Below are 22,383 nucleotides of genomic sequence, written 5' to 3'. Positions count from 1 at the left end.
ATCATATTTAGGCAAGGGATAATCAGGAGAACACCATGACAGCATTAAAAAATAAAAAGTGGCTGTTGGCCGCAGGTCTTGCGACCAGCGTCATCGCCTCACCGGCATTTGCTGCAAAAGATGTCGTCGTCGCTGTAGCATCCAATTTCACCACGCTTGACCCATATGATGCCAATGACACGCTTTCGCAGGCGGTAGCAAAATCGTTTTATCAGGGGCTGTTCGGCCTGGATAAAGAGATGAAATTGCAAAATGTGCTGGCAGAAAGCTACACCGTTTCAAGCGACGGGCTGGTTTACACTATCAAACTGCATCCTGGCGTTAAATTCCAGGATGGCACTGACTTCAACGCAGAAGCGGTGAAAGTAAACCTTGATCGCGCCAGTAACCCGGAAAACCACCTCAAGCGCTATAACCTCTACAAGGCGATTGCCAAAACAGAAGCGGTGGATGCCAACACGGTAAAAATCACCCTTAAACAGCCGTTCTCGGCGTTTATTAATATCCTGGCCCACCCGGCAACGGCGATGATCTCCCCGGCGGCGTTGAAAAAATACGGCAAAGAAATTGGCTTCCACCCGGTGGGCACCGGCCCGTATCAGCTGGATACCTGGAACCAGACCGATTTTGTGAAAGTGAAGAAATTCGACGGTTACTGGAAACAAGGCCTGCCGAAACTCGACACCATTACCTGGCGTCCGGTGGTCGATAACAACACCCGTGCGGCTATGCTGCAAACCGGTGAAGCGCAGTTTGCCTTCCCGATCCCTTACGAACAGGCTGGTGTGCTCGAGAAAAACGACAAGCTGGAGCTGGTGGCATCACCTTCCATCATGCAGCGTTATCTCAGCATGAACGTGACGCAAAAGCCGTTTGATAACCCGAAAGTGCGTGAAGCCATCAACTATGCCATTAACCGCCAGGCGCTGGTGAAAGTGGCGTTTGCCGGTTACGCGACACCAGCAGAAGGCGTTGTGCCGCCATCAATCGACTTCGCACAAATTTATAAACCCTGGCCATATGATCCGGCAAAAGCCCGCGAACTGTTGAAAGAAGCAGGCTTCCCGAATGGCTTCGAAACCACGTTGTGGTCATCCCACAACCACAGCACCGCGCAGAAAGTGTTGCAGTTTACTCAGCAGCAACTGGCACAGGTTGGCATTAAAGTGAAAGTCACGGCGATGGATGCCGGGCAACGTGCTGCGGAAGTGGAAGGCAAAGGCCAGAAAGAGAGCGGCGTGAGAATGTTCTACACCGGCTGGTCGGCCTCGACGGGCGAAGCTGACTGGGCATTGTCGCCGCTGTTTGCTTCATCAAACTGGCCGCCAACGCTGTTTAACACGGCTTTCTACAGCAATCCACAAGTTGATAAAGATTTGACTGAGGCGCTGAAAACCACCAATCGTGATGATAAAGCGAAGCTGTACAAAGACGCGCAAGATACCATCTGGAAAGAGTCACCGTGGGTGCCGCTGGTAGTTGAAAAGCTGGTTTCCGCGCACAGCAAAAACCTCAGTGGTTTTTATGTGATGCCAGATACCGGGTTTAGTTTTGATGATGCGGATTTGAAAGAGTGATGATTTGCCCTCACCCTAACCCTCTCCCACAGGAGAGGGGACTGGATCGAGTATCTTTCCCTCTTTCCCTGGAGAGGGAGCTGTCTGGTTGTCTTCTTTTCCCCCTCTCCCTTAGGGAGAGGGCCGGGGTGAGGGGGATCCATGTTTAACTACTTCCTCAAACGCTTACTGGGCCTTATCCCCACACTGCTCATCGTGGCGGTGCTGGTGTTTCTGTTCGTCCATATGCTGCCGGGTGACCCGGCACGCCTGATTGCCGGACCGGAAGCCGATGCCACCGTTATCGAGATGGTGCGCAAACAGCTCGGCCTGGACTTACCGTTGTGGCAGCAGTTTCTGCACTATATCGGCAATATTTTGCAGGGCGATTTCGGCACCTCGATGGTCTCGCGCCGCCCTGTTTCTGAAGAGATCGCCAGCCGCTTTATGCCGACCTTCTGGCTGACCATAACCAGCATGGTTTGGGCGGTGATATTCGGCCTGTTCACCGGCATTATTGCCGCCGTCTGGCGCAATCGCTGGCCGGACCGGCTGAGCATGACGATTGCGGTATCCGGTATTTCATTTCCCGCGTTTGCACTCGGCATGTTGATGATGCAGGTTTTCTCAGTCGAATTGGGCTGGTTGCCGACGGTGGGAGCCGATAGCTGGCAGCATTACATTCTGCCGTCAGTCACGCTTGGCGCGGCTGTGGCGGCAGTGATGGCGCGTTTTACCCGCGCCTCGTTTGTTGATGTGCTGCAGGAAGATTACATGCGCACCGCGCGCGCCAAAGGGGTAAGTGAAACACTGGTTGTCATCAAACATGGGCTGCGCAACGCGATGATCCCGGTCGTCACCATGATGGGGCTACAGTTCGGCTTCCTGCTTGGCGGCTCAATCGTGGTCGAAAAAGTGTTTAACTGGCCGGGGCTTGGGCGCTTGCTGGTGGATTCGGTCGAGATGCGTGATTACCCGGTGATTCAGGCGGAAGTGCTGCTGTTCTCGCTGGAATTTATTGTTATCAACTTAGTGGTGGATTTGCTGTACGCCGCCATTAACCCAGCTATCAGGTACAAGTAAGGATGCGACTCTTTAACTGGCGACGCCAGGCGGTACTGAATGCGATGCCGATTGTTCGGCCAGACCAGGTGCGCACGCCATGGCACGAATTTTTGCGCCGTTTGCGTAAGCAACCTGTGGCAATGTTTGCTGGGATGTTCGTACTATTTTTGATTGTTATTGCTCTAATTGCACCGTGGATTTCCCCGTTCGATGCGGAAAACTATTTTGACTACGACCGGCTTAACGACGGCCCGTCGATGATGCACTGGTTTGGTGTGGATTCACTCGGGCGTGATATTTTCAGCCGTGTATTGGTGGGCGCGCAAATCTCGCTGGCGGCGGGTGTTTTCTCGGTGTTAATCGGCGCGTTGATTGGCACGTTCTTCGGTTTACTGGCGGGTTATTACGAAGGTTGGTGGGACCGCATCATTATGCGCATTTGCGATGTGCTGTTTGCCTTCCCGGGTATTTTGCTGGCGATTGCCGTGGTAGCGGTGATGGGCAGCGGTATGTCGAATGTGATTATCGCGGTCGCCATTTTTAGCATTCCCGCGTTTGCCCGCCTGGTGCGCGGCAACACGCTGGTGCTGAAACATCAGACCTTTATTGAATCGGCGCGCAGTATCGGCGCATCGGATGCGACGATTATCTTCCGCCATATTTTGCCGGGCACGGTTTCGTCGATTGTGGTCTATTTCACGATGCGTATCGGCACGTCGATTATTTCGGCGGCGAGTCTGTCATTTTTGGGGTTAGGTGCGCAACCGCCAACGCCGGAGTGGGGGGCGATGTTAAACGAAGCGCGTGCCGATATGGTGATTGCGCCACATGTGGCACTTTTCCCGAGTCTGGCGATTTTCCTGACGGTGTTGGCGTTTAATTTGCTGGGGGATGGGCTGCGGGATGCGTTGGATCCGAAGATAAAAGGGTAGTTAAAACAACCCTCACCCCGGCCCTCTCCCAAAGGGAGAGGGGGAAACCGTACAATTCCCTCTCTGGGGGAGAGGGCCAGGGCCAGGGTGAGGGGGTAAATCCGCTAAAGCAGAATTAAACCACTGAGCCCCACAGGTCATATTCGTCCGCGTTTTCAACTTTCACGCGCACCACATCACCAGGTTTCAATTTAGTTTCGCCATTGAGATAAACCGCGCCGTCGATTTCTGGAGCATCAGCCATACTGCGGCCAATCGCGCCTTCTTCGTCAACTTCATCAACGATAACCAGAATTTCGCGACCCACTTTTTCTTGCAGACGTTCAGCAGAAATCTGCTGTTGCAGCTGCATAAAGCGGTTCCAGCGCTCTTCTTTTACTTCTTCTGGCACAGGATCAGCCAGTTCGTTGGCGGTAGCACCTTCAACCGGGCTGAACTTGAAGCAACCGACGCGATCCAGACGAGCTTCTTTCAGGAAGTCGAGCAGCATCTGGAAATCTTCTTCGGTTTCGCCAGGGAAGCCAACGATGAAGGTAGAACGCAGCGTCAGATCCGGGCAGATCTCGCGCCATTGCTTAATGCGCTGCAACTGGCGATCAACGCTGCCTGGGCGCTTCATCAACTTCAGAATACGTGGGCTGGCGTGCTGCAGAGGGATATCCAGATACGGCAGGATTTTACCTTCCGCCATTAATGGAATCACATCGTCAACGTGCGGATATGGGTAAACGTAGTGCAGACGCGTCCAGACGCCGAGTTTCGCCAGTTGCTCACACAGGCTAACCATGCTGGTTTTCACCGGCTCGCCGTTGTAGAAACCGGTGCGGTGCTTAACATCCACGCCGTAAGCCGAGGTATCTTGCGAAATCACCAGCAGCTCTTTCACGCCTGCATCAACCAGACGTTTCGCTTCAGACAACACATCGCCAATCGGACGGCTGTCCAGATCGCCACGCATTGAAGGGATGATGCAGAAGGTGCAACGGTGGTTACAGCCTTCGGAAATTTTCAGGTAAGCGTAGTGACGTGGCGTCAGCTTCACACCTTGTTCCGGCACCAGGCTCAGGAACGGGTTATGTTTTGGTTTCGGCACATAGTGGTGAACGTGCTGCAAAACTTGCTCGTAGCTATGCGGGCCGGTGATTTCCAGAACTTTAGGGTGCACCTGGCGGATTTGATCTTCTTTGGCCCCTAAACAGCCGGTTACAATCACTTTGCCATTTTCGTTCAGCGCTTCGCCGATCGCTTCGAGCGACTCTTGTACGGCACTGTCGATAAAGCCACAGGTGTTAACGATAACCATATCGGCATCATCATAACTAGGCACTACATCGTAACCTTCGGTGCGCAGCTCAGTCAGAATTCGTTCAGAATCGACGAGGTTTTTTGGGCAGCCGAGGGAGACAAAGCCAATACGGGGTTGTTGCATACAGGTCACGCTCACAAAGTAATCAATAAAAGAAAAGCCGGGCGATTCTACACGGGTTTTGGGTGTGGCTCTACTGGTTGTTTTTTTCAGCGCACAAGATGAAATTTCAGAATCATTGAAGTGCCTTAGTTTTTGCTTACCTGAGAAGCTGGTTCTATTATCTTCCCGCCCGGCTTAAACGTCATATCCCACTAATAGAGATACTACTTAATGCGCAAGATTTTAGCCCTTACCGGTATGCTGACTGCGGTTGCATTGCTTTCTGCCTGTAATGTGATCCCAACCCCTCTCAACACACCCCCTGCGACGGCGCAAAAATTTGTTTGTGGCGGTGAGAAGCTCGCGATTGATGGCGACTATGCCTGGTATAACGGCGATCGTTACTCTTATCAAAGCATGAGCGGTGGGCAGGCGTTTTATCGCTATCACAGCAGTAACTTCGGCCTGAAAAAAGTCGGTGAAAACCGCACCATGCTTGTCGGTCTTGATGCTAAACCTTGTGTGGCGGCAAACTAATTGATGAATGCGCCCCGTCGCCTGAGTACGCTGCTGCTCGGTTTTATGCTGGCGGGGTGTGGAACGCTGTCTAACGTCGCACCTGAGGCCGAAGTTCCGCAAAAAGCGCAGCGAGCCTGCGGGGACCCGGCAAATCGCGATATCGGCCAATGGTTGCCTGCCATGGTTGAGGAGCAATCACCCGGCATGGTGGTGGGAGTGATTGACGCCCGCAATCAGCGGCACTTCTGGCATTTTGGCGTCACCGATACCGAACACCGTTATCCGGTCAATGAACACACTTTGTTTGCCGTGGGTTCGCTCAGTAAAGGCATGACTGCTGAGGCAGCGGCGGTGTTAGTGGCGCAGGGGCGCCTGCACTGGTCAGATACGCTCGAAACATTGTTACCACCATCGGTGGCGTTAAGCCGCGATGCGAAAAAAATCACTCTGCTGCAACTGGTGACACATACCTCCGGTTTGCCACGGCAAAACATGGATTTGCCAATGTTGACAGCCTTTATTCGTTATCTTGGCAACGGTGAGAATTTCTATTCGCATCTTGATAGTGACGATGTTGTCGCAGACCTGGCTGACTTCAGCAAACCGGGCAATGCCGAACCGCGTTACTCAAATCTGGGTTATGCGGTGCTGGATTACGTGCTGCGCTACCAGACCGGCCAGCGAGCGGATCAACTGGTGCAATCGCTGATCTTTGATCCCCTCGGGATGCACAGCAGCAGCTTTACCCCGCAAAAACTAAAAAGTTACCCGCTACGCGCCATTGGCCATGCGGGAAGCCAGCCGAAATTTATCCCGCGCGGGCAAGTGGTGCCTGACTGGCAGTTCAGCGGCAATATGGTCGGTGCAGGTGGTTTGTATACCAACACGGCCGATTTACTGACTTTTGCCGCAGTACACCTTGCCAGCACGGGTGATGCAACGTTGGATAAAGCGATTCACGATACGATGCAAACCTATTATCCACGGGATAAAGAAGCCGCCAATATTGCCTGGGTAACAGATACCTATGGCGAGCAGTCGATCACTTATCAGGTGGGATATATCGGTGGTTACTCCAGCTATATTGGTATTGATCGGGCGAATCACTTTGCGGTGGTGGTGCTACAAAACAGTTTCACCTGGCAAAATAACCTTGGGCACAGTGTGTTACGACAGATGCTTGAGGAGCAGCGCAACGCAGCCACTTGCCGGGTCACAACCGCTGCGTAATCCCTTGTTTCATTACAAATGTTAGTCATTGTAAAACTTGTTGCCGTGGATCAAAAAACTCGGCAAAAAAACCAGAATCGGTTAAAATTTATCCATACTATAAGTGTGTGTTACTGATTGAAACCACACGGAGGGTAAATGTATGACCGGGGAGCCACTCAAACGTGATCTCTTGAAAAAGATGATTATCGCCAAAATAGACCTTGCCGCTTATCTTGCTCTGAGAAAAGCGAAAGGCTATATGTCTGTCATTGAAACTGAGCATCTGCGCGATAACTTGTTCGACCTGTCTGCTGAGTACCGTGAGAACTCTTTACGCCTCAAATCCCATCTTGCAGCGCATGAAATGGACAGTATTAACCAGGGAATGAATGCGGTTTGTTCTGCCGCCGTTTGCCTGATGACCGGGCGCCACGATTGCCCGCAATATATCGCCATTGATGCCCAAAAACTGGAAAGTTGCCTGTCCGGGCTTTCTGCCAGCCTGAAAGAGATGATGAGCCACCAACTTGCTGTTGAATCGTGATTCTGGGGGGAGGCCACTCCCCCTATCTTAAGTTTTTGTAAAATTACCCACTGTGAAAATCTGTGCGGCTAACCTTACTCAAATATTGCCAATCAGGAGAAGGCTATGCCGCGCCCGTCATTCCATTCACTCATTGCCGCCACGCTGCTGCTTTCAGCAAGCGTTGCCTGTGCCGCCGACGTCAAAATTGATGTCCTGCAAAGTAAGCTCGATCACCCCTGGTCGCTGGCATTTTTACCGGGTAACCAGGGCATGCTCATTACGCTGCGTGACGGACAACTGCGCCGCTGGCAGCCCGGAGAAGGCTTAGGTGACCCGATTGTTGGTGTGCCAAAAGTCTGGGCGCATGGGCAAGGGGGCTTGCTGGATGTGGTTCTGGCTCCGGATTTCGACAAAAGCCGCCGCGTCTGGCTGAGTTTTTCTGAGGGTAATAGCGATGATAAAGCCGGAACAGCCGTGGGCTTTGGCACGCTAAGCAGTAATATGCAGCGGCTGGAAAACTTCAAAGTGGTTTTCCGCCAGACGCCAAAACTCTCGACGGGCAACCATTTTGGCGGGCGCATGGCGTTCGATGGCAAAGGTTATTTGTTTATCGCGTTGGGTGAAAATAACCAACGTTCGACCGCGCAGGATTTGGACAAGCTGCAAGGGAAAGTCGTGCGCCTGACGCAGGACGGCGAGGTGCCACCGGATAACCCATTTGTCGGCAAGCAGGGCACCCGTAGCGAAATCTGGTCTTACGGACACCGTAACCCTCAGGGTATGGCATTTAACCCAGCCAACGGCGAGTTGTGGCTTAATGAACACGGGCCGAAAGGCGGTGATGAAATTAACGTCGCGCAGCCGGGAAAAAACTACGGCTGGCCGCTAGCGACGTGGGGTATTAATTACAGCGGGTTGCCGATCCCTGAAGCGAAAGGCGAAATTGTGGCAGGCACCGAACAACCTGTTTATTACTGGAAGGTTTCCCCGGCTGTGAGCGGTATGGCGTTTTATCACGCTGACAAATTCCCGCAGTGGAAAGGGAAGTTATTCGTGGGTGCGTTAAAAGAGAAAAACCTGATTGAGCTGACGCTTGCGGGCGATAAAGTCACAGAGCAAAAGCGTTTGCTGGACGACCATGGTGCGCGTATTCGTGATGTGCGCGTCGGCCCGGATGGTTATCTGTACGTCCTGACCGACGAATCTGACGGGCAATTACTGAAAATTAGCCCATCAGCCTAAGGTATTAACTTAACGGAATCATCACGACTTTCTTGAATGCCGGGCGCTGGGTCAATTGCTGATACCAGCGCTGCAGATTGGGAAAATCATTCCATTGCACATCAAGATTGAGCAGGTTGTAAACGCTTGGGGCAAGGGCGATATCCGCCACGCTGAACGCATCGCCTCCCAGCCATTTTTGCTTCGCCAGTTCCGCTTCAACCATGGCAAACAGCGTGTTGCATTGCTCAATGCTCTCATCGATAAGTTTTTGACTGCGATCTTCCGGTGCGATGCGTACCAGGCTGAAAAACACACCACGATGCGGGCCTGCAAGGGCGGTTCCTGCCCAGTCCATCCACTTTTCACCGCGTGCCCGGGCGGCAGGTTCTGCTACCCAAAGTGAGTCTTTACCATACTGCGCCGCCAGATAGCGTACGATAGTATTGGACTCCCAAAGCGTCAGGTCGGTGGCGTCGTCGTGAATACATGGCACCAGCGCGTTGGGGTTCATTGCCAGATATTCAGCATCGTGGGTTTTACCAAATTTCCCGCCAGCCGGAACCGATTGATACGCCACGCCTAATTCTTCCAGACACCACAACACTTTTTTCACATTCGTCGAATTATCTCTGCCCCAAACTGTGATCATTTTGTTTCCTCTGTATGTGGGTTTGCACCCCAGTATGCCGTGGGCTGATGAAGAAAACAGCAGTGAACATCAACGGCAGGTAAAAAACTCATCAACGTGGCGGCAAGTCGCGCAGTTATCGAATAAACTTAAAAAACTTTACCAACGTTATGTTTCATTAAGATGTTTCCCGCGATAGCTTACTGGCAACTTGAAACATTAAGTCACGGCGCGCGTCGTAACTTTTATAGAATGGATACTGGGTGGTGTTATGAAAACTTTGCAAATCCCTGCTTCGCTTCGAGCATTACTGGCGGGTACAACCCTGCTGTTGGTGGCCGCACCTGCGGTTAGTGCGGAACAACAGACTGCTGATGCACCGCAAGTTGATGCTAAAGCATGGATCTTAATGGATTATGCCAGTGGCAAAGTATTGGCAGAAGGAAACGCCGATTCACAGCTTGACCCGGCGAGCCTGACAAAACTGATGACCAGCTATGTGGTTGGGCAGGCTATCAAGGCTGAAAAGATTAAGCTGACGGATATGGTTACCATCGGCAAAGATGCCTGGGCAACCGGTAACCCGGCGCTGCGCGGCTCGTCGCTAATGTTCTTAAAACCGGGCGATAAAGTCTCAGTTGAAGATTTGAACAAAGGCGTGATCATCCAGTCAGGTAACGATGCCAGCATCGCGATTGCCGATTACGTTGCCGGCAGCCAGGATTCGTTCGTCAGCCTGATGAACAACTATGCGCAGAAACTCAATCTGACCAATACCACTTTTAAAACGGTACATGGCCTGGACGCACCAGGGCAGTTCAGTACCGCGCGTGATATGGCGCTGCTGGGCAGAGCGTTGATTCATGACGTGCCGGAAGAGTACGCCATCCACAAAGAGAAAGAGTTCACCTTTAACAACATCAAACAGCCGAACCGTAACCGCTTGCTGTGGAGCTCCAATCTCAACGTTGACGGGATGAAAACCGGCACCACCGAAGGCGCAGGCTATAACCTGGTCGCATCGGCAACGTCTGGTGATATGCGTCTGATTTCCGTGGTGTTAGGTACCAAAACCGACCGTGTTCGTTTCAATGAAAGTGAAAAATTGCTGACGTGGGGTTTCCGCTTCTTTGAAACCGTGACACCGATTAAACCGGATGCCACTTTCGTGACTCAACGTGTGTGGTTTGGGGATAAAAGCGAAGTGAATCTGGGGGCTGGTGAGGGTGGCTCTGTCACTATTCCACGTGGTCAGTTGAAGAACCTGAAAGCGAGTTTCTCGCTGACCGAACCGCAGCTTACCGCGCCGCTTAAGAAAGGCCAGGTTGTAGGGACGATTGATTTCCAGCTTAACGGTAAATCAATTGAACAGCGCCCGCTGATGGTGATGCAGGCGGTGGAAGAAGGTGGTTTCTTTAGTCGGATGTGGGATTTTGTGTTGATGAAGTTCCATTCTTGGTTCGGCTCCTGGTTCTAATACCCTTCATATTTTGAGTTGCAGGGGTGTTGGCTACGGCCATTCACCCCAGTCACTTACTTATGTAAGCTCCTGGGGATTCACGTCCTTGCCGCCTACCTGCAATCTCAAACTATTTTGGGTATAGCTTATTTATTACCACTCGAGATGAATATTCTCCGACGCGGCAAATTCAACAAACGCCGCGTCAGGTTCTTCGTTACTGATAATCAAATCAAAAGCAGAAAGTGGCCCCATACAGGCTGAACGCACTTTGCCAAATTTGCTGTCATCTACCACCAGCACACGCTGTTGTGCCATTTCTAATGCCCAATGTTTCACCGGCAACTCATCGAGATTAAAACAGGTTGCCCCATGGCGGATATGAATGCCTGCCGCCGAGAAAAAGGCGATATCCGGGCAAAAATTGTTCAGGCACTCCTGGAAGTTAATCGGCTTGAAAATCGCATTGCTGGCATGAAACTCGCCGCCGCTCAAAATCACGCGGCAGCCGGGTTTATCTTGTAACGCCAGAAAAGTATTTAACGAATAACAAATCCCGGTAAATTGCAGTTCATCATCCAGCGCTTCAATGATGTAAGGCGTGGTCGTGCCACAGTCAAAAAACACCGTTTGATGCGGACGAACCAGTGCTGCCGCAAGGCGTGCAGCATGGCGTTTTTCTTCAATGCGACGGGTTTTCTGATCGCTGAGCAAATAATGGTTAGCGGTAACGCTACGAGGCTCAAGCACCACATATCCGCCCAACAGCACCACGGGGCCGGGTTCGCTGCTGAGGTCGCGGCGAATGGTCATTTCAGAGACACCGAGTAAAGCTGATGCCTCTTTAAGGTGAATTTTGTCGCTGCGTTTAAGCGCCTGAATCAGGCGATTAATGCGTTCGTCGCGTCGGGTTTCCATGGTGAGCAGCTAAACCTTATTGTGTTCCCTCAACAGGGATAGGGTGAGAGCGTGAGTTAACGCATCTTACCTTTGCACAACGGCTTAGTCACGCACCCAGCCTTTGCGGATGGGCAGGGCAAAACAGAAACGATATGCCTGATGCAAGCGAGCATAAAGCGACTCGCCAAGCAGGTTCCAGACCATTTGCGCCAACAGGCAAGAACACAAGCCCACCAGCAAACCGCCGAGCATATCCAACGGCCAGTGCACGCCAAGATAAACGCGTGACCAGGCAATCGCGCAGGCGATAGCAAAAAGCACCACGCCTGACCAAACCCGATGCCAGTACAAAAATGCCAGCGCGAAGGTGAAAATCACCGTGCCGTGGTCGCTTGGGAAAGAATCATCCGGCGCGTGATGCAGGAAGTTATAGCCAAACCCGCTGACAAACGGCCTGTCGTGCGGGAAAGCATGGCCGATAATCCACGATAGAGACACGCTGACGATAATAGCCAGTGCGGTCTTAATCACGACGACACGTTGTGCGGTCATCTGGCGGCGTTGCCCCCACAACCACAGAATGGCAATCAGCAATGGCACGATGCTAATCAGATCTTTGGCAATAAAAATGGCAAATTTAATCAGCCATTCAGGTGAATCAGGTGTGGCATTAATCAGCAAAAAAAGAGACTGATTCAATTGTTCAATCATAACGTTATGAGTTCCTTATCCCGTCAAATGAAGATGATGCCGTACACCCTGCATCGTGACCATAGGACGACAGCCTACTTTGAGCTTCTTAAGAAAACCTTAAACAACTGAACGATTGTTCTGGTTAAATAACAATTCACTATCTACCTCGAAGCCAATTTATTACACTTCGTTCGTTTTTCTTCTCTTTTGAGTTATTCATGCAAAATAATAAACGACTGGGTCGCCAGGCACTGCTTTTCCCGCTGTGTCTGGTGCTCTATGAATTTTCTACGTATATCGGCAATGACATGATCCAGCCCGGCATGCTGGCGGTTGTCGAACAATACAACGCAGGCATTGAATGGGTGCCAACGTCCATGACTGCCTATCTGGCAGGCGGTATGTTTTTACAGTGGCTGCTTGGGCCGCTGTCGGACCGCATTGGTCGCCGCCCGGTGATGCTGACTGGTGTGGTGTGGTTTATCGTCACCTGCCTTGCGACCTTGCTGGCGCAAAACATTGAGCAATTTACCATTCTGCGATTCTTGCAGGGCATTAGCCTGTGCTTTATTGGTGCGGTGGGGTATGCGTCGATACAGGAATCATTCGAAGAAGCGGTGTGTATTAAAATCACGGCGCTAATGGCAAACGTGGCGTTGATTGCGCCGCTACTTGGCCCGTTGGTGGGTGCTGCGTGGATCCACTACGCACCGTGGGAAACGATGTTCGTGCTGTTTGCGGTACTGGCGGCGTTCTCCTTCTTTGGTTTGCATCGCGCGATGCCGGAAACCGCAACGCGTCTGGGCGAGAAACTCTCGCTGCGCGACTTAGGCCATGACTACAAACTGGTGCTGAAAAACGGGCGCTTTGTTGCCGGTGCGCTGGCGATTGGTTTTGTCAGCCTGCCGCTGCTGGCGTGGATTGCCCAATCACCGATTATTATTATCAGCGGTGAAAAACTGTCGACCTATGAATACGGTTTGCTGCAAGTGCCCATCTTTGGCGCATTGATTATGGGCAACCTGGTGCTGGCGCGTTTAACCTCACGCCGTAGCGTGCGTTCGCTGATTATTCTGGGTGGCTGGTGGATTGTACCGGGGCTGGTGGTTGCGGCTGTGGCGACCGTTGCTTCATCGCATGCTTATTTGTGGATGACGGCCGGGCTAAGTCTCTACGCTTTCGGTATTGGCCTGGCTAACGCCGGATTAGTGCGTCTGACGCTGTTTTCCAGCGAGATGAGTAAAGGCACGGTTTCGGCGGCAATGGGCATGTTGCAGATGCTGATATTCACCGTCGGCATTGAGGTGAGCAAACACGCTTATCTGTTCGGTGGCAACGGTCTGTTCAGCCTGCTGAATTTGCTGGGCGGCGTGCTGTGGCTGGGTTTGATGTTTGTATTCTTAAAAGATAAGACCGTCGGCAACAGAACGGATGCGTAATTTTCCCCGCATGCGGTAAAGGGCCATTGAGGATTCGTCACGTTCAGGGGAATGGTTCTGTATTGTCCCCTGAACGCCAGCGCTACTTAATCCGTGTGCCGCTGTGCTCATCAAACAGATGCGTTAGCTGAACGTTTGGCAGTAAGCGCATTTCACTCCCCGGTTTTGTTTGTATCCTGTCTCTGAAGACGGCAATCGCCTTTTGATTGCCGATATTAAGGGCAATCTGTGTTTCCGCACCGGTGGGTTCTACGACATTCACTTCTGCCACCACGCCTCCTTGTGAAACCTGAGAGAAATGCTCTGGTCGCACGCCGTACAAGACTCGTTGCCCCTGCACGCCGGCAGGCACGTTGGCTAACGGCAGACGCAAACCATCATCGGTGACCACCGATTCACGGTCGACTTTGCCGCTTAGTAAATTCATGGAAGGGGAGCCAATAAACCCGGCGACAAACGCATTGCGCGGGCGGTCGTACAGCTCAAGTGGCGTCCCGACTTGCTCGATGACCCCGTCTTTGAGCACCACAATCCTGTCGGCCATCGTCATCGCTTCGACTTGATCATGAGTTACATAAACCATGGTGGCGTTCAGGCGCTGGTGCAGCGCTTTAATTTCGGTTCGCATCTCGACCCGCAGCTTGGCGTCAAGGTTTGACAGCGGTTCGTCAAAAAGGAACACGCGCGGGTTGCGCAAAATAGCTCGCCCCATGGCCACACGCTGACGCTGACCGCCAGAAAGCTGGCCAGGTTTTCGCTTAAGCAACGAGGATAAACCCAGCGTTTGTGCCACCTGAGCGACGCGTTCATCAATCAGCAGTTTTGCCACGCCCTGCATCTTGAGCGAAAACCCCAGATTCTCTGCCACGGTCATATGCGGATATAACGCATAGTTCTGGAACACCATCGCGATATTTCGCTCTTGTGGAGAAATATCGTTAACGATTTCACCATCGAGCGCTATCTCACCGTCGGTAATGCTTTCAAGCCCGGCAATCATGCGCAGCAGAGTGGATTTCCCGCATCCAGAAGGGCCAACCAGCGCGACAAACTCGCCTTCACGAATGGTTAATTCCAGCCCGTTGATTATCACGTTATCTTCATAACGTTTATGAATATTGCTTAACGTAATCGTTGCCATGATTTAGTCCTTGAGACCGCCAGCAGTCAGGCCATGAACGAGATAGCGGCGCACCAGTAGTGTAAATGCCACTACCGGAAGCATCACCAGCGTGCCGCTGGCAGCTATTTTGCTCCACTCCCATCCTTCGTACTGGAGAAAATTGACGATAGCCACCGGTGCCGTGACGGCCTGCGTGCGAGTCAGGATCAAGGCATAGAAGAAATCGTTCCACGAAAAAATAAAACACAGTATGGCGGTAGCCGCCAGGCCTGGCGCCACAAGTGGTAGCGTAATGGTCCAGAATGTTCGCCATATAGAACAGCCATCAAGCCAGGCCGCCTCTTCTAAAGCTGTAGGGACGGCTGCAAAAAAGGTCTGCATCAGCCAGATAACAATCGCCAGGTTGAAGGTGAGATAGACAATCGCCAGCCCGATGACCGTGTCCTGCAAACCTAACCAGCGCCAGGCGAGATAAAACGGAATAGTGAACGCGATGGGCGGTGCCATGCGGGTCACCAGAATCCAGAGTGCAACGTATCTGCGCCCGGGGAATTGCCAGCGGGTTAATACCCACGCCGCGGGAACGCCGATCGCCAGTGAAAGCCCGGTTGATAGCGTACTCACCAGCAGACTATTTCCGAACGAGTGGAGAAAATTCCCTTGCCAGAGCGCGCGAAAGGCATCAAGCGTCGGGGTGAACCACAGCGTGAGGTCAAACACTTCGATGGCCGGGCGAAAGGCCATCACCACCATCCACAGGAACGGGGAAAGCACGGCCAACAGCAATAGCCAGGTTGCGACTTCCCGACTGCCGCGCAGACGAAAAGGCTTTCTGCGTCTTGCGTTGCCAGACACGTGTTCAAGCGCTAGCTTTTCGCTCATCGCTCCACCCCGCTTTGCCAATGATATAGCTCAGTACAAATACCCCAACCAGAATCACCACCGCGATCGCGCTGCCGTAGCCCCAATACGAGAAATTAAACGCCTGAATGAAGCCGTAATAGTTGGTGACTTCAGTGACCGTGCCCGGCCCGCCATCGGTCAAAATATAAATCAGCGGGAACGCTTTAAAGCTGTCGATAAGCCGGAAGAGGGCGCAGACCACCAACACCGGTTTAATATAGGGCAACACGATATAGCGGAAGATATTACGTGCACTCGCGCCGTCCAGACTGGCGGCTTCCAGCGGGTCACGCGGGATCATCTGCAAAGCCGCGAGCACCATTAACATGGTAAACGGGAACCACTGCCAGATATCCGCCACCGCAATCGCCCATAAAGCGGTCGCTGGATTGGCAATCAGCGAATTGAGGGTGATCCCCCAAAGCTCTAACACTTGATGCAGCGGGCTAATATCCGGTGTGTAAATGATTTTCCAGATAAGCGCCACGATAATAGGTGGGAGCACCATGGGGATCAAAAATAATGTTCTGGCGGTATGCAGCCACGCTGATGTGCCATTTAATAGCAACGCTAAACCCAGCCCAATAATCACCTGGAATAACACGCTGACTAACGATAATTTTATTTGCGTAATAATAGAATTAAGAAAACGTGGGTCCTCGAGAAGTTGCCGGTAATTAATTAACGGGTCGCTAAAATTAAATGTTTCCTGGGGATTAGTCAGGCTTAACGGTGTCAGGCTGGTAATGATTAATGCCATTGCGGGTAGTAACGTAATCACCACCAGCAAAATAATCGACGGCATTAACCCGGCCAGCCAGGCGTTGCGCTGTTGGCTACGCCAGTTGGTTTTACCCTTCATCAAGGCTCCTTAGATCTTCGCACCTGAGCGTCTGAGATCGGCAATCGACGCGGTTTGAGCCTGCTGCATCGCCTGTTTCGCTGAAAGCTGACCCGAAATAATCAACGCGATAGCCTTGTTGAGCTGCTGGTCAACCTGAGGATAAACATCCACGGTGCGGTATTTCATGTAGCCACCCTGGGCTGCACGTTCAATGGCGCTGAGCGAAAGCTGAGCCAAATCGACACCGTTGATAATTTGCTTACTGCGATAGGCCTGGGAATCAATATCGCTCCGGCGTGTTGGGGAACCGTACCCCGCCTGAACCGCCCGCTGCGTGGTTTGCTTAGAAAGCGCCCACTGAATAAATGCCCACGCCGCCTCTTTATTTTTCGAACCCGCAGGGATCCCCAGCGCGTGTACCGCCATCCCAGGGAAGCGTCCTGCTGGCCCTTGTACCAGTTGACCGAAATTCACAGTCTTTAATGTGCGTGAAGATGCCGGGTCGCCAAGCTGCGCCAGGTAGGGCTGGCTTGAGTCGGAGAAATTAACGCGCCCTAATTTTAGTGCCTGAGTCGATTGATCAGCGGTATAAGTCAGGCCTCCGTTCGGGCCAAACTCGCGGATAAGTCGTGCAAAATAGTCCGCTGCGGCGATAGCCTCTGGGGTATCAAGTGTCGGGAACAGGTCGTCAGGCGGATTGCGGAATACGTTGCCGCCAAACGCTTGCAGATAAGGAATGAACGTCCAGCCGTAATGGCTATCGGTCACATAAGCCGCCACACGTTCCTTTTTATTGACGGCCTGGAAAACCTTAACCAGATCGTCGGTGGTGTCAGGGTATTTGAGCCCGGCTTGTGTCACCAAATCAAAGCGCGAGGCGCCTGAAATCATCCCTTCGACTACCCAGGGAATGCCGTACAGTTTGCCATCCCGCCCGGTTTCCGGTGCCAGCCCGCCTTGCAGAAAGTCATGCACGTCCCACTCGGCACTGGTCAGATTTGGGTTGGCGATGAATTCATCCAGCGGTGTTAACCAGCCGGAGTTTATCCAGCGACTGGTGTAGATAAACGTTACGTTGACTACGTCGTAGGCGGAACCTTTGGTGGACAGCTCGAGATCGGCTCGCTGGTTATAAACCGGAAATGCGGGCGTATCGAAGTTCACTTTCGCCCCGGTCAACGCTTCAAATTCCGGTAGCCACTGGCGCAGTAAAGTGGGGTAAGCGGTGCTAAACGTCGAGACATTCAGCGTCACGCCATCATACTTTTTGGCACCATTAGCGCCGCGTGCAAAAGACGGTACCATCGCATACACCCCGAAGGCCGCCATCGCTTTCAATAAATCCCGACGTTGCATCATTCTCTTCCTTTTTTATTCGCGGCTCAGGCCACTTCGCTGACGGGAGATTGCGTATCCGGGCGGCTCAAGGTGCGGCTACGGCTGCCATCAACGGCCACGGCGGCATCGCCCTCAATGGTGACGCGGCGTACGAGGCGCGGTTGTGTACCGTAATCATTGACCGCGTAATGCTGTGTCGCCCGGTTATCCCAAATCACCACGTCATCTTGCTGCCACTGCCAGCGCACGGTGTTTTCCAGTTGGATGACACGGTTTTGCAGCAGCTCAAACAGGCGTGCTGATTCACGGCTGCTAAAGCCAGATAAGCGTTTGAAGAAATGTCCGAGCAGCAGTGCCTTTTCGCCACTGACCGGATGCACATGGACCACCGGATGCTCTGCCTCATAAACCGCAGAAACAAAGACTTTACGGTGATGATCCAGGCGCTGCTGTTCGGCCACAATGCGGTCTGCACCATAGTCATAATCATTGCTGTGAACCGCTCGCAGGCTTTCAGCAAAGCGCTTTAACTCTTCAGGCAGGTTTTCATAAGCCGTCGCGGTATTTGCCCACACGGTATCGCCGCCGTATTCAGGAATTTTCACGCCACGCAAAATAGAAATTTTGGGGAAAGCCTCAACGAAGGTGACATCGGTATGCCAGGAATCCGCTCTGCCGCCGCCTTTCGAAGCATCGAGTTCGAAGAGTTTGGTACCGGTGGGCGCTGGAACGGTAGGGTGGGCAACCACTTTGCCAAATCGTGCACCAAAGGCCTGGTGAGATTCGTCATTTAATTGTGTCTGCTTACGGAAAAAGAGAACTTTATATTTCACCAGTGCGGCTTCTATTTGTGAAAATATATTTTCATCGATGTCAGGTGTTATTTTAAAGTCAACAATCTCAGCGCCAATATTCCCGGAGACACGGCGTATAGTCAGGTTTTTAAATTCAACGTCAGAATGTGAAGAATGAATTGTCATAGGAGCGGACCATTAATGGTGAAGTGAGTTCGCAGTATAAAAATTACAAATTGATAACTAAAAGAACTATTCTGCATAACTTAAAGATTTGCTGGTGGCAAAGCTAAGTTAATTTACGTATATAGGCAGAAGGGGGCATTATTGGCGGGAAATAAAAATGGCTCCCGGTTAGGGGAGCCATTAAAGATTTTACTGATATACGATTACTTAACTGCCATACCCGCTTGAGCGCCGCTGTCTGGGCTTAACAGGAATATATCTTTCCCGCCAGGACCTGCCGCCATCACCATCCCTTCCGAGATGCCAAAGCGCATTTTACGCGGTGCCAGGTTTGCCACCATGATGGTCAAACGGCCTTCCAGTGCGGCTGGGTCCGGGTAAGCTGAACGGATACCGGAGAACACGTTACGTTTCTCACCACCAAGGTCCAGCGTCAGACGCAACAGCTTGTCAGAGCCTTCAACAAATTCCGCTTTCTCAATCAGTGCAACGCGCAGGTCCACTTTAGCGAAATCATCAAACGCGATGGTTTCGCCAATCGGGTCGTCAGCCAGTGGGCCGGTTACCGGAGCGGCAGCCGCTTTCACTTCTTCTTTTGATGCTTCAACCAGAGACTCAACCTGTTTCATTTCAATGCGGTTATACAGCGCTTTGAAATTATTTACTTTGTGGTCGAGCAGCGGCTGCTGGATAGCATCCCAGCTCAGTTCGCAGTTCAGGAAGGCTTCAGCACGTTCAGCAAGCGTTGGAATAACCGGTTTCAGCCAGGTCATCAGTACGCGGAACAGGTTAATACCCATGGTGCAGATGGCTTGCAGGTCAGCATCGCGGCCTTCCTGTTTTGCTACAACCCACGGCGCTTGTTCGTCGACATAGCGGTTTGCCACGTCTGCCAGCGCCATAATTTCACGCACGGCTTTACCAAACTCACGACTTTCCCACGCTTCACCGATGGTCTGTGCCGCGTCGGTAAAGGTTTTGTACAACGCCGGGTCAGCGATTTCAGCAGACAGCTGGCCATCAAAACGCTTGGCGATAAAGCCGGCGTTACGCGATGCCAGGTTAACCACTTTGTTGACGATGTCGCTGTTCACGCGCTGCACGAAATCTTCCAGGTTCAGGTCGATATCGTCGATACGTGAAGAGAGTTTCGCGGTGTAGTAATAACGCAGGCTATCGGCGTCAAAATGGTTCAACCAGGTGCTGGCTTTAATGAACGTACCGCGAGATTTGGACATCTTCGCGCCATTCACTGTCACATAGCCGTGAACGAACAAGTTGGTTGGTTTGCGGAAACCGCTGCCTTCCAGCATCGCAGGCCAGAACAGGCTGTGGAAGTAAACGATGTCTTTACCGATGAAGTGATACAGCTCGGTGGTGGAATCTTGCTTCCAGTATTCGTCAAAGCTTGTGGTGTCGCCGCGTTTGTCGCACAGGTTTTTGAATGAACCCATGTAACCAATTGGCGCGTCCAGCCAGACGTAGAAATATTTGCCCGGTGCATCAGGAATTTCGAAGCCGAAGTAAGGCGCATCGCGGGAGATATCCCACTGTTGCAGACCAGACTCGAACCACTCCTGCATTTTGTTCGCCACTTGCTCTTGCAGAGCGCCAGAACGTGTCCAGGCTTGCAGCATTTCGCTAAACGATGGCAAATCAAAGAAGAAGTGCTCGGAATCACGCATCACCGGAGTTGCGCCTGAAACCACAGACTGCGGGTTAATCAGCTCGGTTGGGCTGTAAGTTGCGCCACAAACTTCGCAGTTATCGCCGTACTGGTCCGGTGCTTTACATTTCGGGCAGGTGCCTTTTACGAAACGGTCAGGCAGGAACATGCCTTTTTCCGGGTCGAAAAGCTGAGAAATGGTACGGTTTTTAATGAAACCGTTCTCTTTCAGACGGCCATAAATCAGCGTTGCCAGCTCGCGGTTTTCATCGCTATGCGTCGAATGATAGTTATCATAGCTGATGTTAAAGCCAGCAAAATCAGTCTGATGCTCCTGACTCATTTCGGCAATCATCTGCTCTGGTGTGATACCTAACTGCTGTGCTTTCAGCATGATAGGTGTACCGTGTGCATCGTCCGCGCAGATGAAGTTGACCGTGTTTCCGCGCATTCGTTGGTAACGGACCCAGACGTCAGCCTGGATGTGCTCCAGCATGTGACCAAGGTGGATTGAGCCGTTAGCGTACGGAAGTGCGCACGTTACCAATAATTTTTTCGCGGTATGAGCCATAGTAGAAATTGCATCTTCTAAATAGAAAAGGGCCTTAGATGTTAACTGAGAGCCGCCTTGTGGTAAACCACACAAGCTGAACAAGGAAATTTTATCGCGCCTGGCGGGTTCTGGTATGCTTAACAAACTGCAATGTCCGACAATAAAAACATAAGGAGCCGGGATGAATTCGCAATCCCCGTCAAGTCGTTCCCCCGAGCAGCTGCGCGCTATGGTCGCCGGGACACTGGCCAATTTTCAGCACCCCACCCTCAAACATAATCTGACCGCACTTAAGGCGCTGCACCATGTCGCGATGTTAGACGACACGCTGCATGTCGAGCTGCTGATGCCATTCGTCTGGCGCAGCGGTTTTGAAGCGCTGCAAGAACAGTGCAGTTCGGATTTGCTGCGTATTACCGGTGCAAAAGCGGTGGACTGGAAACTCAGCCACAACATTGCCACGTTAAAACGTGTGAAAAATCACCCCGGCATTAACGGCGTGAAGAACATTATCGCCATCAGTTCTGGTAAAGGCGGGGTCGGGAAGTCGAGCACGGCCGTTAACCTGGCGCTGGCGCTGATTGCCGAAGGGGCGAAAGTCGGGATTCTGGATGCGGATATCTACGGCCCGTCTATCCCAAACATGCTGGGCGCTGAGCATGAACGCCCAACCTCACCGGACGGTACGCACATGACGCCAATTATGGCGTATGGCCTGGCAACCAACTCCATTGGTTATCTGGTGACCGACGAGAACGCCATGGTGTGGCGCGGCCCGATGGCCAGCAAAGCGTTGTTGCAGATGCTGCAAGAAACCATGTGGCCTGATTTAGATTATCTGGTGCTGGATATGCCGCCGGGCACGGGTGATATTCAGCTGACGCTGGCACAAAATATTCCGGTAACCGGGGCCGTCGTGGTCACCACGCCGCAGGATATTGCGCTGATTGATGCACGTAAAGGCATTGTGATGTTTGAGAAAGTGGATGTGCCGGTATTGGGCATCGTCGAAAACATGAGCATGCATATTTGCAGCAACTGCGGTCACCACGAGCCGATTTTCGGCACCGGCGGCGCGCAGAAGCTCGCGGATCAGTACCACACCACACTGCTGGGGCAGATGCCGCTGCACATTACGCTGCGTGAAGATCTCGATGCCGGTAAACCGACGGTGATTAGCCGCCCGGAAAGTGAATTTACGGCGATCTACCGCCAGTTGGCGGGGAGCGTTGCAGCCCAGCTTTACTGGGGCGGGGAAGTGATTCCAGCGGATATCGCGTTCAGAGCGGTGTAATTTAAAACCACCCTCATCCCGACCTTCTCCCTGAGGGAGAAGGAGAAAACTGAGTTCCCTCTCCTGGGGGCTGTCTCTTATACACAACTCACCCAGGCAATTTTGTCAGGGTGAGATCTGT

Annotated in this window: 20 protein-coding genes; 10 read left to right on the top strand and 10 right to left on the bottom strand. The window is 52.3% G+C overall.

What is annotated here, in order from left to right:
• Positions 1–35: 35 nt before the first annotated feature.
• The 3 genes from gsiB (at position 36) to gsiD (ending at position 3,553) form a co-directional block, all read left to right on the top strand.
• Positions 36–1,577: a glutathione ABC transporter substrate-binding protein GsiB gene (gene gsiB / locus M975_RS11950; protein WP_064559633.1), complete on the top strand. Its 1,542-nt coding sequence runs from the start codon at positions 36–38 to the stop codon at positions 1,575–1,577.
• A 141-nt stretch (positions 1,578–1,718) separates the two neighbouring features.
• A complete protein-coding gene (gsiC, locus tag M975_RS11945; RefSeq protein ID WP_064559631.1) occupies positions 1,719–2,639 on the top strand; it encodes a glutathione ABC transporter permease GsiC in 921 nt (306 codons plus the stop codon).
• 2 nt (positions 2,640–2,641) lie between these two features.
• Positions 2,642–3,553, top strand: a complete 912-nt coding sequence (gsiD, locus tag M975_RS11940) for a glutathione ABC transporter permease GsiD (protein ID WP_064559629.1) — start codon at positions 2,642–2,644, stop codon at positions 3,551–3,553.
• 115 nt (positions 3,554–3,668) lie between these two features.
• On the opposite strand, the gene rimO is transcribed toward gsiD, so the two are convergent.
• Positions 3,669–4,982 (bottom strand): 30S ribosomal protein S12 methylthiotransferase RimO, encoded by a 1,314-nt coding sequence (gene rimO / locus M975_RS11935; protein WP_064512424.1) that lies wholly within the window; start codon positions 4,980–4,982, stop codon positions 3,669–3,671.
• A gap of 210 nt (positions 4,983–5,192) precedes the next feature.
• Here rimO and M975_RS11930 point away from each other — a divergent pair, with 210 nt between their 5' ends.
• The 4 genes from M975_RS11930 to M975_RS11915 all read left to right on the top strand — a co-directional run bounded on the left by M975_RS11930 (position 5,193) and on the right by M975_RS11915 (position 8,460).
• Complete coding sequence (locus M975_RS11930) at positions 5,193–5,498, top strand: hypothetical protein (protein ID WP_064559627.1); 306 nt, start codon at positions 5,193–5,195, stop codon at positions 5,496–5,498.
• A 3-nt stretch (positions 5,499–5,501) separates the two neighbouring features.
• Complete coding sequence (locus M975_RS11925; RefSeq protein ID WP_064559625.1) at positions 5,502–6,710, top strand: serine hydrolase domain-containing protein; 1,209 nt, start codon at positions 5,502–5,504, stop codon at positions 6,708–6,710.
• Positions 6,711–6,852: 142 nt separating this feature from the next.
• Positions 6,853–7,236 (top strand): biofilm formation regulator BssR, encoded by a 384-nt coding sequence (locus M975_RS11920; RefSeq protein WP_064559623.1) that lies wholly within the window; start codon positions 6,853–6,855, stop codon positions 7,234–7,236.
• Between the two features lie 105 nt (positions 7,237–7,341).
• Positions 7,342–8,460, top strand: coding sequence for a PQQ-dependent sugar dehydrogenase (locus M975_RS11915; protein WP_064559622.1), 1,119 nt, complete (start codon positions 7,342–7,344; stop codon positions 8,458–8,460).
• Positions 8,461–8,464: 4 nt separating this feature from the next.
• Here the strand turns inward: M975_RS11915 and M975_RS11910 are convergent, their stop codons facing one another.
• Positions 8,465–9,091, bottom strand: a complete 627-nt coding sequence (locus M975_RS11910; RefSeq protein ID WP_064559621.1) for a glutathione S-transferase family protein — start codon at positions 9,089–9,091, stop codon at positions 8,465–8,467.
• A gap of 250 nt (positions 9,092–9,341) precedes the next feature.
• On the opposite strand from M975_RS11910, the gene dacC reads away from it, so the two are divergent.
• A complete protein-coding gene (gene dacC, locus M975_RS11905) occupies positions 9,342–10,547 on the top strand; it encodes a serine-type D-Ala-D-Ala carboxypeptidase (protein WP_064559620.1) in 1,206 nt (401 codons plus the stop codon).
• 135 nt (positions 10,548–10,682) lie between these two features.
• Here the strand turns inward: dacC and deoR are convergent, their stop codons facing one another.
• Positions 10,683–11,447 (bottom strand): DNA-binding transcriptional repressor DeoR, encoded by a 765-nt coding sequence (deoR, locus tag M975_RS11900; protein ID WP_064559619.1) that lies wholly within the window; start codon positions 11,445–11,447, stop codon positions 10,683–10,685.
• 84 nt (positions 11,448–11,531) lie between these two features.
• The gene (gene ybjG / locus M975_RS11895; RefSeq protein ID WP_064559617.1) at positions 11,532–12,140 is read right to left on the bottom strand and encodes an undecaprenyl-diphosphate phosphatase; all 609 of its coding nucleotides are present in this window, start codon (positions 12,138–12,140) and stop codon (positions 11,532–11,534) included.
• Positions 12,141–12,340: 200 nt separating this feature from the next.
• Between ybjG and M975_RS11890 the strand changes: the two genes are divergently transcribed.
• On the top strand, positions 12,341–13,561 hold the full coding sequence (locus M975_RS11890; RefSeq protein WP_064559615.1) for an MFS transporter: 1,221 nt from the start codon (positions 12,341–12,343) through the stop codon (positions 13,559–13,561).
• 82 nt (positions 13,562–13,643) lie between these two features.
• On the opposite strand, the gene M975_RS11885 is transcribed toward M975_RS11890, so the two are convergent.
• From M975_RS11885 to metG, 6 genes are all read right to left on the bottom strand, one after another.
• Positions 13,644–14,702: an ABC transporter ATP-binding protein gene (locus M975_RS11885; RefSeq protein ID WP_064559613.1), complete on the bottom strand. Its 1,059-nt coding sequence runs from the start codon at positions 14,700–14,702 to the stop codon at positions 13,644–13,646.
• A gap of 3 nt (positions 14,703–14,705) precedes the next feature.
• Positions 14,706–15,566, bottom strand: a complete 861-nt coding sequence (locus M975_RS11880; protein ID WP_083967888.1) for a carbohydrate ABC transporter permease — start codon at positions 15,564–15,566, stop codon at positions 14,706–14,708.
• Positions 15,544–16,449, bottom strand: a complete 906-nt coding sequence (locus M975_RS11875; protein WP_064559611.1) for a carbohydrate ABC transporter permease — start codon at positions 16,447–16,449, stop codon at positions 15,544–15,546. Before M975_RS11875 ends, M975_RS11880 begins: the two co-directional genes overlap by 23 nt.
• Positions 16,450–16,458: 9 nt before the next feature.
• Positions 16,459–17,790, bottom strand: a complete 1,332-nt coding sequence (locus M975_RS11870) for an ABC transporter substrate-binding protein (RefSeq protein WP_064559609.1) — start codon at positions 17,788–17,790, stop codon at positions 16,459–16,461.
• A 23-nt stretch (positions 17,791–17,813) separates the two neighbouring features.
• Positions 17,814–18,749, bottom strand: a complete 936-nt coding sequence (locus M975_RS11865; RefSeq protein WP_064559607.1) for a TauD/TfdA dioxygenase family protein — start codon at positions 18,747–18,749, stop codon at positions 17,814–17,816.
• Positions 18,750–18,952: 203 nt separating this feature from the next.
• Positions 18,953–20,986 carry a methionine--tRNA ligase gene (gene metG, locus M975_RS11860; RefSeq protein WP_064559605.1) on the bottom strand — a complete coding sequence of 678 codons (2,034 nt, stop codon included), beginning with the start codon at positions 20,984–20,986 and terminating at the stop codon, positions 18,953–18,955.
• A 163-nt stretch (positions 20,987–21,149) separates the two neighbouring features.
• Between metG and apbC the strand changes: the two genes are divergently transcribed.
• On the top strand, positions 21,150–22,262 hold the full coding sequence (gene apbC, locus M975_RS11855) for an iron-sulfur cluster carrier protein ApbC (RefSeq protein ID WP_064559603.1): 1,113 nt from the start codon (positions 21,150–21,152) through the stop codon (positions 22,260–22,262).
• The last annotated feature ends 121 nt before the right edge of the window (positions 22,263–22,383 follow it).

The sequence above is a fragment of the Buttiauxella brennerae ATCC 51605 genome (genome assembly GCF_001654925.1).
Lineage (GTDB): Bacteria > Pseudomonadota > Gammaproteobacteria > Enterobacterales > Enterobacteriaceae > Buttiauxella > Buttiauxella brennerae.
This window is presented reverse-complemented; position numbering and strand designations above follow the sequence as displayed.